The following is a 14,201-nucleotide window of genomic DNA, read 5'->3' as shown; positions in this document are numbered from 1 at the left end:
ACTTAGTAGAGTTTACGTAATTAGAAGGCCCACCCCATAGTCCGACAAGGTAATCGCCACGCGATGCTGCTCGCTGACTTAGTATAAGAGCCGCTACCTTAGCCTGGGCATTGGGTAATCAGTCCTCCTTATTTAAGACCAAGTCACCGGCCTCAAGCGCTTTACCCATCCCTAAATTTAAAGTTTGAAAGATGAGACTTTTAGTTACCACCTTACTGCTGATTGTAATTCGATTAAACGTCAGTGCCCAACAATTCCAGTTTAAGACGAGTAAAGTTTATTGTGTTCTGAATTTTCTGGAAACGGCCACACAACAACCCAGGACTTCGTTGCCGTTGTATGAATTCATTAATGCTAAAACCAGCGGCGACGCCGATTTCAAGGCAATCTGCAAAGAATTTAAGAGCATACAACTACATCCCAACTACCATTTCGATGGCTATCCCGCCAATAGATTGCATGATTATAACATCTTCAACCTGATTGTTTCCGCCTCTGTCAATAGTGCTGATAACGCAGAGTTTAAGGAAAAAATACTGGGATATTTACCTAACACCGAACTTATTAAGTTGCTTGCGGTGATGCAAAAAGCAGAAGTATGATTATGACAAGCTGATTTGGAATGCGTATAAAGACAAGCTGTTCGTTCAGGTAAAAGAGTTGAAGAAGTATGATAAAGTATTTTCTTCCTCAATGCATGCCGCTCAAGTTTTTTATCAGACAAGCTGGCCGGTAAATACTCCTTTCAATGTTTCGTTGTTTCCGATACCTAAGAAAAATGCAGGCATGTTGGCAACACCCCACGTTAACAATCTTTGCGTGGGAGTTTTAACCGATACCACTAATTATGAGTTGAAGGCGGGAGTTATTCTGCACGAAATGGACCACATCTTCTATAAAGAACAAGCAAAAGAACAACAGAATAAGTTGGAGAAATTTTTCCTAAATAATCCTTCCATCTATTCAAGATATGCTTACGAGTATATTGATGAAGCCTTAGCTACTGCAATTGGGAATGGCTGGGCATCAAAACAAATCACGGGTTCATTGAAAACCGGCCCTTGGTACGCGAACGACTACATAGATGGGTTCGCAAAAGCGCTTTATCCTATGGTTGAAGATTACCTAAATCATGGTAAGGGGATAGATAGCATATTTGTTTCTAAGTCGATTAGCTTGTTTGAGAAGAGCTTTCCAAGAGCTACGACCGATTATACCCTCCTTTTTCTGAATGTAAGTATTTACAACGAAAGCGAAGGAAATGCTGAAGAACTGTATATAAAACTTGGAAATAAGTTTAAACTATTTCAGGTAACAATAGATGCCTTATCTGAAAAGGAGAATGTTGAAAAATTGAAAACTAAAAAGGGAACCCAGTTAATTGTTCTTGCAGGTGAAAGTAATAAGTATATCAATGACCTGAAAAAAATATTCCCTCGATTGAAAAATATTAAAATAAAGCCTAATGCAATTTTGAGCTTCGTTGATGAAAATCAAAGGCCAATCATTATATTAATTCCGGAAAAATTAGAGACGGTAGATGCTCTCATTAAAGTAATGAAAGAGAAAAGGTATTTTGATCCGAATAAGATAGTTCAAAATTGAAAAAGAACGGCAGCTAGCTACGTAGATTCGAATACCTCGCGCCTAACCCCTGCTCAACCTAATTATCGAAGCGATGAGGCCTTAGTATTATTTTATTCCCAGCTACTGGTCCGCACACAAGGGCCCCACTCAAGTGCTACGCACCCTCACTCGGCGCAGGAAAGAATAGCTGGAACTGGCTGCCGGCCCCCTCCACCGACTGTACCTGAATGCTGCCTTTGTGTAGCTGCATGATTTGCCGCGACAGGCTTAACCCGATGCCGCTGCCGGTTTTCTTGGTGGTGAAAAAGGGCACGAAGATTTCTTCCAGCAGCGCGGCCGGAATGCCCGCGCCATTGTCCGATACCTCCATCACTACACGGTATTGCTCGCTGACGTACGCAGCCAGGCGCAGCCGGGGCGAGGGGGGCGACTGGTGCTGAAGCGCGTCCAGGGCGTTAGTCACCAGGTTGATGAGAACCTGCTCGACCAGCGTAGGGTCGGCGAGTAGGCACAGGTCCGGGTCTTCCAATACGATATCGGGGTCGATGCCGCGCTGGGCGAAGGTGGGTTCCAGCAGCGTAACCACTTGTTCAAACAGCAGCCATACTGGCACGACCTGAAACGAGGCCGCCGAGATTTTGCTCAGGTTGCGGTAGGTCTGAGTGAAGTGCAGCAGTCCCTCGCTGCGCTTGCGAATCACCTCCACGCCGGCTAATACCTCGTCGGGGACCTGCCCGCCGGTGCCAACCACCTCCCGCAGCCGCTGTTGCAGGGTATCGGCCAGCGAGGCGATGGGGGCCGCCGAGTTCATGATTTCATGGGTCAGCACCCGCAGCAGCTTCTGATACGCCTGCGCCTCCGTCTCTTCCAGGGCTTCGCGCACGGGTTGGAAGGCCACCAGCAGCGAGCGGCCGTGCTCGTCGGTGAACGCCGTGGCCGCCAGCAGCACGGGCTGCTGCCGAATCCGGACCATGCAGTTTTCGCCGGGTTTCAGCGTCAGCAGCGCCTTGTAGAGGGCCGCGTCGCGCTTCTCCAACATGTGAATGGTCTTCAGATAGGGCACCTCCAGCATTCGTTTCAACGACTCATTCATCCAGCGGACTTCGCCCGGTACCGGGGTAGCCGCGTCAGACGGTTCGGCTCCGGCCTGCGGGTCCCGAAACGAAAGAATGCCGGTATTGACCAAACTTAGCACCTTTTGCAGGTACAGGTGCTGGGCCTCCTTCTGCCGGGAAAGCTGCCGGAACGAGTGGTTGATTTGGTTGAGCACCGCCCGCGTCTGCTTGATGGTGGCGGGGGCCTGCTGGCTGTTGAAGGTGAGGGAATAATCCTCGTAACGCAACCCCGCCAGGAACTCGGCCAGGTCGCGGTTGCCGCGGTTCAGATAATGAATCAGCTCGGCCACCAGCCCGGCCGTGAGCAGCAGCCCCGGCAGCCAATACACCGGCTGCCCGGTCACCAGCGCGTAGGCCACGCCCATCAGCACCAGCAACAGCAGGCTGGTGCGGGCCAGCAACGCAATGGGGTAGGAGTGGCGCACGGCTAGAGGTTGTGTTTGCCCAGGCGCCGGTACAGGGCCATGCGCGTGATGCCCAGCTCGCGGGCCGCCTGCGAGATGTTGCCCTGATGCTTATCAATCACGCGTTGAATAGCGTTTTTTTCCAGCTCATCGAGGCGCAGCGACGAAGCCGCCACTGTCGGGTCTGCCGCTTCGAGGGGCGAAAACAGTAGGTCCTCAGCTCGCAGCGTGTCGCCTTCCGCCATGATGACGGCCCGCTCGATGGTGTGCTGTAGTTCCCGGACGTTGCCGGGGAAAGGATACGCCCGCAGCCGGGTCAGCGCCGGCCCGTCGAAGGTTAGCGGGAGCTTGTTGTATTTTTCGGCGTATCGAATGGCAAAGTGCCGGGCCAGCAGCAGCACGTCTTCGCCCCGCTCGCGTAGGGGCGGCAGCATGATTTCCACGGTGTTGAGCCGGTACACGAGGTCTTTGCGAAACCGCTCTTCGGCTACTAGCTGGTAGAGTGGCGCGTTGGTTGCCGATACCACTCGCACGTCGACTGCCACGGGCGCGTTGCTGCCCAGCGGCACCACCTGACGGTTTTGCAGCACGGCCAGCAGCTTCACCTGCTGATGCAGCGGCAGGTTACCGATTTCGTCCAGAAACAAGGTCCCGCCCTGAGCCGCCTCGAAACGGCCCGCCCGGTCCTGGCGGGCATCGGTAAAGGCGCCCTTCCGGTGCCCAAAAAGCTCCGACTCGAACAAGCCGTCGGTCAGGGCGCCCAGGTCCACGGCCAGAAACGGGCCCGCCACTCGCGGCGAGTGCTGGTGGATGAGCCGGGCCACCACGTCTTTGCCCGTGCCATTCTCGCCCAAAATCAACACGCTGGCATCCGTTGGGGCAATCTTTTCGAGCTTATACCGCACCGTCTGCATGGCCTCCGACTCGCCAATGAGCAGGGGCGAAGCCGCGCCCGAAGTCCGGGCTAGAGCGGCATTGGCCGTCGCGCCGCCCGGCGCCCGGCCCAGGGCCTCGGTCAGCGTGGCCAGCAGCCGCTCGTTCCGCCAGGGTTTCACCACAAAGTCGGCGGCGCCTTCCTTGAGGGCCCGCACGGCCAGGTCGATGTCGCCGTAGGCCGTCAGCATGACCACGGCCGTGGTGGGGGCCAGCTTTTTCAGCTGAGCCAACCAGTAAAACCCCTCGTTGCCCGTGTTGAGGTTGCTTTGGTAGTTCATGTCCAGCAACACCACCGCGAACCGCTCCTGCTGGAGCAGGGCGGGCAGCCGCTCGGGGTTCTTCTCGGTTATTACCCGGCCGGCCAGCGGCTGCAACAGCAGCGCCAGGGAAAGGAGCACGTCCGGGTCGTCGTCCACCACCAGGATGTTGGCTTTGGCTAAGAGGGAAGCACTTGCCATCAGGCAGGAATGGGGAATTGCATGGACGAAATTAGCCGACTGAGCCGGTATGTGCCTTGATGCCGCGGATGCTTGGGGTGTGTTGTTCTGGCGCGGGCGTTACGCGGAGCGAAGGCTCCGCGCCACTGGCTACTTACCGGATGCTGGTTCGCCAGGAGTTCACGGGGCGGCGCTTACTTTGTGATTTGTTCGCCGTCCGTCCAACGCCGCTCTCCTTTGATTGAGTTACACAACGTTCAGAAGGTATACCGCCCCGGGGGCTGGTTTGCTGGAGCCGTGGAAACGCCCGCGCTGCAAGACGTAAGCCTGCACGTGGCCGCCGGCGACTTTGTGGCCGTTATGGGGCCGTCGGGCTGCGGCAAATCCACGCTGCTCAACGTGCTGGGCCTGCTCGATACCATTGACCGTGGCCAGTACTTGTTTGAAGGCACCAATGTAACGCACTTCAGTGAGCGGCAGCGTGACCTGTTCCGGCAGCCGCGCGTGGGCTTTATTTTTCAGGACTTTAACCTAATTGACGAGCTGACCGTGTACCAGAACGTCGAGATGCCGCTGGTCTATGGCAACGTGGCGGCCCCGGAGCGGAAGCAGCGGGTCGAGGCGGTGTTGGAGCGCCTGCAACTCATGCACCGCTGCTACCATCGGCCGGGGCAGCTTTCCGGCGGGCAGCAGCAGCGCGCCGCCATTGCCCGGGCGGTGGTCGGCGGCCCCCGGCTGCTGCTGGCCGACGAGCCCACCGGCAACCTCGACTCCGTGAATGGCGAAGCAGTAATGCGGCTGCTGGCCGATCTAAATGCGGCGGGCATGACCGTCGTCATGGCCACGCACTCCGAGCAGGACGCCCGCTACGCACACCGCACCGTGCGCCTCTACGACGGCGAGGTGCTCCTCACCACGCATTAATTCCGGGCCATGCTGCCGCCGCACCTAAGCTATGCCCTGCGCACGCTCCGCCGACACCCGTTCTACACGGGGCTGAACGTGCTGGGCCTGGGCTTGGCCCTGGCCTGCTGCCTGCTGTTGTACTGGCTGGTGCGGTTTCACCAGAGCTTCGATACCTACCACCCCCACGCCGAGCGCATCTGCCGCCTGGTGACGGAGATACACTTTGGGAAGGTCGATTACTCGCCAGGTATTCCGACAGCTGTTGGTCCGGCACTGCGCCAAGCTGAGCCCTGGTTATCAGAAGTTGCCATGAGTATCGGGCAGAGCAACCAACTTATTCGGGTGATAGAGTCAACCGGGCAGGCGGGCGCTAAGTACACCGAGCCGGAAGCCGTGGCTTTTGTCGAGCCCGGCTATTTTACCATTCTGGCTTACCACTGGCGGGTTGGTACTGCCGAAAAAGTATTGAGCCGCCCGTTTTCCGCTGTACTGACCCGCCGGCTGGCGCACAAATACTTTGGTTCAGCCAACCCCATTGGCCGCTGCCTGCGTCTGAATAATAAAATTGAGTTGACGGTAACGGGATTACTAGATGACATCTCCTTAAATACCGACCAGCGCTACGAGCTTTTTATTTCCTATGCCACGCTGCATCACTACGGGCACGCGGGCACTGCCCTGACTACCTGGGACGGCATCAGTGGGGAGACGCATGCGTGGGTGCTGCTGCCCCCCGGTGTCACGCCCACCCGGCTAAGCCAAGCCCTGACCGTGCTGCACCGCGCCCACCACCCGGCCAGCCTGAGCAAGTTTCGGTACCAGGTGCTGCCCTTGCGCGACGCACATTTTTCGGAGCACTACGGGGGCACCATCAGCCAGACTACCCTGCAAGTACTGCTCTTGATTGGGGTGTTGCTCATCCTGATGGCCTGCGTTAACTTTATTAACATGGCCACGGCACAAGCGCTGGGGCGAGGGCGGGAAATCGGCGTGCGGCGAACTATCGGAGCCACCAGCCAACAGGTGTTCGGGCAGTTTATGGTAGAAACCGCCCTATTGACGCTAAGCGCGGCGGGCGTTGCATTGATACTGGCTTACACGGTCCTGCCCTGGCTGCGCGGATGGATCGACACGCCCGTTCCGCTTCGGCTCGATGGGCCGGCCTGGGCTTTTCTAGCTGCGATGGTGGCCGTCATTACCATCGGCGGTGGCTGGTACCCCGGCCGGATGCTGGCGGGTTTCCGGCCCGCCCAAGTGTTGAAGGGCCAGGCGGCCACCCGCACCTTCGGGGGGCTGTCGGTGCGGCGGGCGTTGGTTGTGCTCCAATTAGCCCTGTGCCAAGGGTTTATTTTCGCCGTGCTGGTTATGTTTCAGCAAGTGTCCTTTTGGCTAAAAGCCGGGGCTGGTTTCGAATCAGCTCATCAGCTAGCGCTGCCCGTGTCGAACCCTACCAAAACCAACCTGCCGCAGTTGCGGGCCGAACTATCGCAGGTGCCTGGTATTACGGAGGTTAGCTTTTGTCACCATCCCCCGGCGTCCACCACCTGGAGCACAAACTATGTTACGTGTGACAACCGCCCCCGCTCGGAGTCCTTCTTTGTCGTACTCCTAGCTGCTGATGCGCAATACGTTTCTGTCGCAGGTCTACATCTCATTGCTGGGGAAAAACTACCGGAAAGTGATACCACCCGTGGCTTCTTGATTAACGAATCAGTCGCCCGGCAGCTCCGATTGGGCAGCATGTCCCAGGTGCTGGGCCACCGACTAAGGATAAGAGCCACTAAATGGCTCACTGGGCCCATTCTAGGCGTGGTGCGCGACTGGCAACTCGATGGCTTCCGGGAAGCGCCCCGCCCGGCGGTGCTCTTTACCGAGCGCGGGTGGTATCGGACGCTGCTCATCAAGCTGTCGCCTCGGTTAGCCGGCGAGCTACCGCCGGCGGCTAAACGCATATGGGACCGGTATTTTCCCAACGATTCGTTCGACGTGACCCCGGTGGAAGGAACGGTGACTCAATTTTACAAAGAGGAGCAACAGCAGCTGACCATTGTTCGGCTGGCGAGTGGCGTCGCCCTTGCCATTGGGTGTATGGGCTTGTATGGGCTCATTGCGTTTCTGGCGGAACGGCGTGCGCGGGAAATTGGTATCCGTCGGGTGTTTGGCGCCCAGCCTGCTCAGATTATTGGGGCGTTCATGCGGGAATTTGCTCTGCTGATTGGGGTGGCCTTTGCCGTGGCGGCGCCGCTTAGTGGCTGGCTTATGCAGCAGTGGCTCAATCAGTACGCCATCCATGTGGAGCTCAATCCGTGGTTGTTTTTGGTTGGGCTGGCTGCTACTGCCGCCATCACGCTAGTTACCATCGGCCACCTCGCGCTCAGGGCCTCGCTGGCGAATCCGGCGCGGGCGTTGCGCGCCAAATAGTGTTCCGACTGCTCGCTTCCGAGCATCAGGTGTTCGTTTTCGAGCACTTTTCAATAATTATATTTTGGGTAAATGATTGTAGGCAAAGTGATTAATAAAGAGGCACAGCATTAGCACCTCTTTGGCAGACCAATTACCGCTCTCAATCGTCTGTCATGAAATTTGCCTGGTGCACGCTGCTTTTCACCCTTGTTACCCTCGCCACCACTGCCCAGACACCGGGCACTCACCTCTTCAAAGGCCGGGTTACCGAAGCCAATCAACAGCCAGTTCCATTCGCCACTGTGCTACTGCTGGCTGCGGCCGACTCCAGCCTGGTTAAGGCGGGTACCACCGATACCACCGGCACGTTTGCGGTCACGGCCCCGCCCACCGGCCGCTACCGGGTCCGCATCATGGCCATGGGTTTTGCCACCTACACCAGCGCTCCGCTGGCCGTGGCGGCCCACCAGCAAGCTACCGATTTGGGGCCGCTGGTCCTGGCGGCTTCAAGCCAAGCCTTGGGTGAAGTACTGGTGACCGGAGAAAAGCCCGCCATTGAGCACACCATGGGCAAGACCGTGCTGAACGTGTCGAATCCCTTGTTTAAAGTAGCCACCAGTGCCCTGGATGTACTCAGCCGGGCGCCGGGCCTGATCGTGAATCAGGAGGGCGCCATCAGCGTCAACGGGCGTTATGCACCGGTGGTGTATATCGACGGCAAGCAGCAGCCGATGACGGCCGAGGAGCTGCGCAACCTGCAAGCCGACGACATTGAGCAGGTTGAGGTAATCAATAATGCGTCGGCGCAGTTCGATGGCGAAACGCGGGCCGTCATCAACATCAAGCTCAAGCGCAGCAAAACGCTGGGCTGGAAAGGAAGCCTGTACAGCGCCTACAGCCGCAACAAACGCCAGAATGGCGGGCAGGCCGGCGGCAGCGCCACCTACAAAACAAAACGCTGGGCCTACTACGGCCAACTCGGCTACCAGCGTTATGCAGGCTATCTTACGAATCTCAATCTGCGCAATGTGCGTACAGCGGAGGCTGCAACGCGCTTCAATAGCAGCAGCGACTTCACGTTCGTCAGCAAGCCCTTGTCGTACCAGTTTTCGGCTGATTACCTGCTCACGCAAAACCACCAGCTTGGGGTCTTCATTAAGGGCAACCGCTCACCAGCTAACCGCCGCCAGCGCGGCCAAACCGAGCAGGACAATGTAGCCCCCGGAGCCGCCCAGCCCGATAGGACGCTGCTGGATGTACTGGGCACGACTACCTCCCGGACCGATAACGTCGCCTTCGACCTCAACTATATTGGTACGCTCAACAGCCGGGGCGACAAGCTACTGGCCTTTGCCGACTACGCCACCTACAGCACGCCCAGCCGGAGTTTGCTGCAGAATGATTTTCGCACTACTGAGGGGGCCGCTATCCGGGCGCCGTTTGTGCTGGCGGGCCAGTTCGCCACCGACATCACCATCCGCTCGCTGCGGGCCGACTACAGCCGGGCGTGGGGCAGCACCGGCAAGCTGGAGCTGGGCACCAAGCTGGTATTTACCCGCTCGGCCAACGACGTCCGCAACGATTCGCTGCGTGCGGGCGATGCCGCCACCGGCGACTACGTGTACGATGCTTCGCGCAGCAACCGCTTCCGCTACAAAGAACAGATTACGGCTGCTTATGTGCAGACGAGCCAGACCTGGGGCAATACGCAGCTGGAAGCTGGCCTGCGGGTCGAGAACACTAGTGCCCGCGGAAATTCCCTGACGCTCAACCAGACCGTCAACCGGCAGTATTTCCGCTGGCTGCCCAGCCTGAAGCTGCAGCAGAAGCTGAACGAACAGAACAGCATCGACCTCAGTTTCTCCCGCAAAATGGCGCGGCCCGCCTTTGGCGACCTCAATCCGGCTCCTCTCTATACCGACTACTACAGTTATATCGAGGGAAACCCGTTTCTGCTGCCAGTAACGCACAATACCACTAACCTTACTTACACGCACAAAGCGCTGCTCTTTAGCCTGAATTACGTGCTCGATAAGGACGTGTTTGTACAAATTCCCCTGCAAAACGACCAAACCAAAGTGATTCGCTACACGCGCTTCAACCTCGGGGAGCAGCAGCAATACTGGTTCGATGTGACGGCCCCGCTCACACTAACCTCTTGGTGGAAAACCCAGCATTATGCCCAGGTAGTACGTCTGCAAACCAAATCGGACTATCCCAACGGGGGCACCATCGACACCCAGGGCTGGCAGTTCACCTTCAATGGTAGCCAGAGCTTCTCGCTCCCCAAAGACTTCAGCCTGGAAGTGAAATACGATTACTCTTCACCGACCACCTCCGATATATATAATGTCTATGGTAACAGCACGGTATCGCTGGGCCTGCAGAAAAACGTGCTACAGAAGCGCGGCAACGTGCAGCTCAACGTGAGCGACATCTTCAACACCTACCGCGAACGGTTTGCCACCCAATTCCAGAACATCGACATCGACATCATTCAGCGGCGCAACTCCCGCCAGGCCACGCTACGGTTCACGTACAGCTTTGGTCAGTCCACCTTCAGTCGCAAGAGCCAACCGTCGGGCAGCAGCGAAGAAGAAAGTCGCGCCCGGTAGGAGGCTCAGCTCTGGTTGATTGTCCTATAAATTAGAAGTAGTACTTCACTTCGGAAGAATATATAATGAGCTTACAGCATGAGCGTGCAATACCAGCCCCAGTTGAGGCGTACGGGGAGAACGGCGTTCGACCCATATGGAGTGGCCGCTCTCCCCACACGTAAAGATTTCTGATGACCAGTTTAGGGTTGGCATCCAGCCCCACTGGTTTACCTACTTACCATTCGCTGTCGCCAGCGTTGTAAGAACTGCTTCCGCGCACCGCTCGCCGTCCATGGCGGCCGATACGATGCCACCCGCGTAGCCCGCGCCCTCACCGCAGGGAAATAGCCCCGTCACCACGGGGTGCTGCAAGGTGTCTTTGTCGCGGGGGATGCGCACCGGTGCCGACGTTCGGCTTTCTACTCCCACAATCTGAGCGGCGTTGGTAGCATAGCCCGGTATCTTCCGGCCGAAGTCGCGGAAGCCTTGCCGTAGGCGCTCGGCCAGAACGGGACCGAGCACCTCGTCCATGCGCGTGGGCACCAGACCCGGCTGGTACGAAGTTTCGAGCAGGCTGGCCGAAGTCTTGTTCTTGAGAAAGTCGCCTAGGAGCTGAGCCGGGGCGCGCTGGGTGCCACCGGCCGCCTGGCAGGCCCGCTGTTCCAGGGCTTGCTGAAAATGCAGGCCCGCCAGGGGGCCGTGCTGCTTCAGGTCCAGGTCGTCCAGCTCCACGGCTGCCACGATGCCGGAATTAGCGAAGCGGGAGTCGCGGCGGCTCGGCGACATGCCATTCACTACCACTTCGCCCGGCGCCGTGGCGGCTGGCACGATGAAGCCACCGGGGCACATGCAAAATGAAAACACGCCCCGCTGCTGCCCGCGCACTTCCGTTTGATGCACCAGCGCGTAGGAGGCCGCCGGGAGTAGCCCCCGTTCGGCCCGGCGGTACTGGGCTTGGTCAATGAGGGACTGAGGATGTTCCACGCGTACGCCCAAGGCAAAGGGCTTGGCTTCGATGAGGACTCCTCGTTGGTGCAGCAGTTCATAAATGTCGCGGGCCGAGTGGCCGGTGGCCAGAATCGTGGCCTCGGCTTCTAGGGCTTCGCCAGAGGCCGTGACAACTCCGCGCAGTCGGTTGTTTTCCAGCACGAGGTCGACCACCCGGGTATCAAAACGGACTTCACCACCGGCTTCGATGATGGCCTCGCGGAGGGCCTGCACCACGGCTGGCAATTTGTTGGTGCCAATGTGGGGGTGGGCATCCACCAGAATATCGGGTGTGGCTCCGTGCTGCACCAGCCGGCGCAGGACCCGGCCCACGTCGCCGCGCTTGGTGGCACGGGTATACAGCTTACCGTCGGAGTAGGTGCCCGCGCCGCCCTCCCCGAAGCAGTAGTTAGAATCAGGATTAACGAATTGCTCTTTGTTGATGGCCGCAAGGTCTCGCCGCCTGGCGCGTACGTCGCGACCCCGCTCTAACACGATGGGTTTCAAGCCAAGTTCTATGCAGCGCAACGCCGCGAATAACCCTGCCGGGCCTGCTCCAACTACAAGGATTTTGCGGGAAGATGATTTCACATTTGGATAAACAAACCATGGCCCAAACAAGTCCCGTGGTGGCGCTGTACGATAAACATCGGCGCGCAGGCGGACGAGTGGTTGTCGACCACGTGCATCAATAGAACGACGCCGTAAATGCACAAAATCAGCCATGCCAGGTTGAATACCGGCCTGACGCAAAATGGCCTCATACCGAGTTAGCTCGTCAAATGCTTCTTCGGGGGAAAGGAGAAGCTCAATTTCTTGTTTTAACATTTGTGTAAATGAAAGGTAGTTATCCTTTAGGTAATTATCCCAAAATGAGGTAAGCGAAAACACCTGTTAATACTCAGGCCGCAAAGTTAAGAGCAACGGTGATGAGCAAAACTCGGCCGGCTCAGCCAAGATAATCGGAGCATGTTTTCCCATCAAAGGTGTCACGTCGCTTCGTGAGAGGTAGCTGTGAACAGTACAACGTTGCCTGTAAAAGTTAAACGCAACTAGCAGATCTCAACTCTCAATCTTGACCTGACGAAAGTGTATCTCACCGCCATTTGTCGCATTTCTAGCTTTGCCGTACACAGACACCACCTAGCCGCAACTCGTTTCCTTTTTGCATGACTACTCCGGTTCTTCCCGCCCCTGTTTCTCGATTACGCTCTATCGTGAGCGGTTCCATTGGCAATCTGGTAGAGTGGTACGATTGGTATGCTTACTCAGCTTTCGCGCTGTACTTCGCCCCAGTGTTCTTTCCCAAAGGCAACTTCACGGCGCAGCTGCTGAATACGGCGGCCATTTTTGCGGTGGGCTTTCTGATGCGGCCATTTGGAGCCTGGCTACTGGGTGCCTATGCCGACCGCCACGGTCGCCGCGCCGCCCTGTTGCTTTCGGTGCGCCTGATGGCCGGGGGCTCAGTGCTGATTGCGGCCACGCCGGGCTATGCCCGTATTGGGGTGCTGGCACCAGCCTTGTTGCTGCTGGCCCGGCTGGTGCAGGGCATCAGTGTGGGCGGCGAGTATGGTACTTCGGCCACCTACCTCAGCGAGATGGCCGGGGTCCGGCATCGGGGCTTCTGGTCCAGCTTTCAGTACCTCACCCTGATGGGTGGGCAGCTGCTGGCTTTGGTGGTTCAGCTGGGGTTGCAGCAGGTGCTCACGCCCGCGCAACTGGACGGTTGGGGTTGGCGGGTACCGTTCGTTATCGGGGCGCTGGCGGCGTGGGGCGCGCTATATCTGCGTACGCACATGGGCGAGACGGCCGCCTTTAAGCAGCATAAGCAGAGCGTGGCAACGGCGGCAATAGACAAGGGCCACGCCCCAGTGCCGGGCCAGATGCGCGTCCTGATGCAGCATCCTCGCGCCGTGTTCACGGTAGTGGGCCTCACGCTGGGCGGCACCCTGGCCTTCTACACGTTCACGACCTATGCCCAGAAATTCCTGGTCAATACGGCTGGCTTTACGAAGGAGCAGGCCACCCTTATTTCATTTGGGGTAATGGCCGTGGCGTTGCTGTTTCAGCCGCTGCTGGGTGCCCTTTCCGACAAAGTTGGGCGCCGGCCGGTGCTGCTGATGTTCGGTATTGGGGCTACGTTGGGCACCGTGCCACTGCTGCGGATGCTGGCCCAGACGCACAATCCCTGGGTGGCGGCGGGCCTGCTCATCGCGGCTCTGTTCGTGGTGAGTGGCTACACTTCCATCAGCGCCGTAGTGAAGGCGGAGCTGTTTCCCACCGAAATCCGGGCGCTGGGAGTGGGGCTGCCGTTTGCGCTCACGGTGGCCATTTTCGGCGGTACGGCCGAGTACGTGGCCCTATTTGCCAAAGACCAGGGGTTGGAAGAGTGGTTCTACTGGTACGTGACGGGCTGCGCGCTGCTCTCGTTGCTGGTGTACTGGCGAATGGGGGAGACCCGGGCCGAACAAGGCCATATGGCGGAATAAGCCGCTTCACAAATTCGTAGCCACGGCTTGAATACTGCTGGAGCTTCTCGCATCACTTGGGCTCGTCGATTTGACGTGCAGCTCTGCCCGATGGTTTAGCCGCTCGTAAATGAGAAAGTACTTATGCACCCGGGCAAACTGCTCGGCTGGTAGCATATCGGCTACGCCTTGCAGGGTTTGGTAGGTGATAAACTCGCGGGGCAACGTTTTCAACCACCGCCTCGGTCCCCGACCGCCGCACTGGTTTAGAAGGCTCGGCAAGCGTGCTAGGGCGCTCGCCAAACCAAGCTAGCGACCCTGCACTTGTAGCGTCATTGTCCTTGCCTCGGCCACCCGCCTA

9 protein-coding genes are annotated in these 14,201 nt (G+C 57.8%); 6 read left to right on the top strand and 3 right to left on the bottom strand.

The window, feature by feature from the left end:
- The first annotated feature begins 191 nt into the window (after window positions 1-191).
- Both WX88_RS29345 and WX88_RS29340 read left to right on the top strand, forming a co-directional pair.
- Window positions 192-602, top strand: coding sequence for a hypothetical protein (locus WX88_RS29345; RefSeq protein WP_052732240.1), 411 nt, complete (start codon window positions 192-194; stop codon window positions 600-602).
- Window positions 603-693: 91 nt separating this feature from the next.
- Window positions 694-1,605: a hypothetical protein gene (locus WX88_RS29340; RefSeq protein WP_156175898.1), complete on the top strand. Its 912-nt coding sequence runs from the start codon at window positions 694-696 to the stop codon at window positions 1,603-1,605.
- Window positions 1,606-1,741: 136 nt separating this feature from the next.
- Here WX88_RS29340 and WX88_RS01720 read toward each other — a convergent pair whose 3' ends face one another.
- Both WX88_RS01720 and WX88_RS01715 read right to left on the bottom strand, forming a co-directional pair.
- Window positions 1,742-3,127: a sensor histidine kinase gene (locus tag WX88_RS01720; RefSeq protein WP_052732238.1), complete on the bottom strand. Its 1,386-nt coding sequence runs from the start codon at window positions 3,125-3,127 to the stop codon at window positions 1,742-1,744.
- 2 nt (window positions 3,128-3,129) lie between these two features.
- Window positions 3,130-4,500: a sigma-54-dependent transcriptional regulator gene (locus WX88_RS01715; RefSeq protein WP_046242556.1), complete on the bottom strand. Its 1,371-nt coding sequence runs from the start codon at window positions 4,498-4,500 to the stop codon at window positions 3,130-3,132.
- A gap of 216 nt (window positions 4,501-4,716) precedes the next feature.
- Here WX88_RS01715 and WX88_RS01710 point away from each other — a divergent pair, with 216 nt between their 5' ends.
- The 3 genes from WX88_RS01710 (at window position 4,717) to WX88_RS01700 (ending at window position 10,403) form a co-directional block, all read left to right on the top strand.
- On the top strand, window positions 4,717-5,403 hold the full coding sequence (locus tag WX88_RS01710) for an ABC transporter ATP-binding protein (RefSeq protein WP_046242555.1): 687 nt from the start codon (window positions 4,717-4,719) through the stop codon (window positions 5,401-5,403).
- Window positions 5,404-5,412: 9 nt separating this feature from the next.
- Window positions 5,413-7,806, top strand: a complete 2,394-nt coding sequence (locus WX88_RS01705; protein WP_046242554.1) for an FtsX-like permease family protein — start codon at window positions 5,413-5,415, stop codon at window positions 7,804-7,806.
- 155 nt (window positions 7,807-7,961) lie between these two features.
- Window positions 7,962-10,403 (top strand): outer membrane beta-barrel protein, encoded by a 2,442-nt coding sequence (locus tag WX88_RS01700; RefSeq protein ID WP_046242553.1) that lies wholly within the window; start codon window positions 7,962-7,964, stop codon window positions 10,401-10,403.
- 213 nt (window positions 10,404-10,616) lie between these two features.
- On the opposite strand, the gene WX88_RS01695 is transcribed toward WX88_RS01700, so the two are convergent.
- On the bottom strand, window positions 10,617-12,200 hold the full coding sequence (locus WX88_RS01695; protein ID WP_046242552.1) for an NAD(P)/FAD-dependent oxidoreductase: 1,584 nt from the start codon (window positions 12,198-12,200) through the stop codon (window positions 10,617-10,619).
- Between the two features lie 389 nt (window positions 12,201-12,589).
- Between WX88_RS01695 and WX88_RS01690 the strand changes: the two genes are divergently transcribed.
- Window positions 12,590-13,861 carry an MFS transporter gene (locus tag WX88_RS01690; protein ID WP_231590599.1) on the top strand — a complete coding sequence of 424 codons (1,272 nt, stop codon included), beginning with the start codon at window positions 12,590-12,592 and terminating at the stop codon, window positions 13,859-13,861.
- Window positions 13,862-14,201: the final 340 nt, after the last annotated feature.

The organism is Hymenobacter terrenus, from assembly GCF_000972495.1.
GTDB lineage: Bacteria > Bacteroidota > Bacteroidia > Cytophagales > Hymenobacteraceae > Hymenobacter > Hymenobacter terrenus.
This window is presented reverse-complemented; position numbering and strand designations above follow the sequence as displayed.

What these genes read in the sequence shown, in the direction of transcription:
- WX88_RS01705 (WP_046242554.1), top strand. Translation starts at nt 5,413, where the DNA reads ATGCTGCCGCCGCACCTAAGCTATGCCCTGCGCACGCTCCGCCGACAC.
- WX88_RS01695 (WP_046242552.1), bottom strand. Translation starts at nt 12,200, where the DNA reads ATGTTAAAACAAGAAATTGAGCTTCTCCTTTCCCCCGAAGAAGCATTT.
- WX88_RS01700 (WP_046242553.1), top strand. Translation starts at nt 7,962, where the DNA reads ATGAAATTTGCCTGGTGCACGCTGCTTTTCACCCTTGTTACCCTCGCC.
- WX88_RS29345 (WP_052732240.1), top strand. Translation starts at nt 192, where the DNA reads ATGAGACTTTTAGTTACCACCTTACTGCTGATTGTAATTCGATTAAAC.
- WX88_RS29340 (WP_156175898.1), top strand. Translation starts at nt 694, where the DNA reads ATGCATGCCGCTCAAGTTTTTTATCAGACAAGCTGGCCGGTAAATACT.
- WX88_RS01715 (WP_046242556.1), bottom strand. Translation starts at nt 4,500, where the DNA reads ATGGCAAGTGCTTCCCTCTTAGCCAAAGCCAACATCCTGGTGGTGGAC.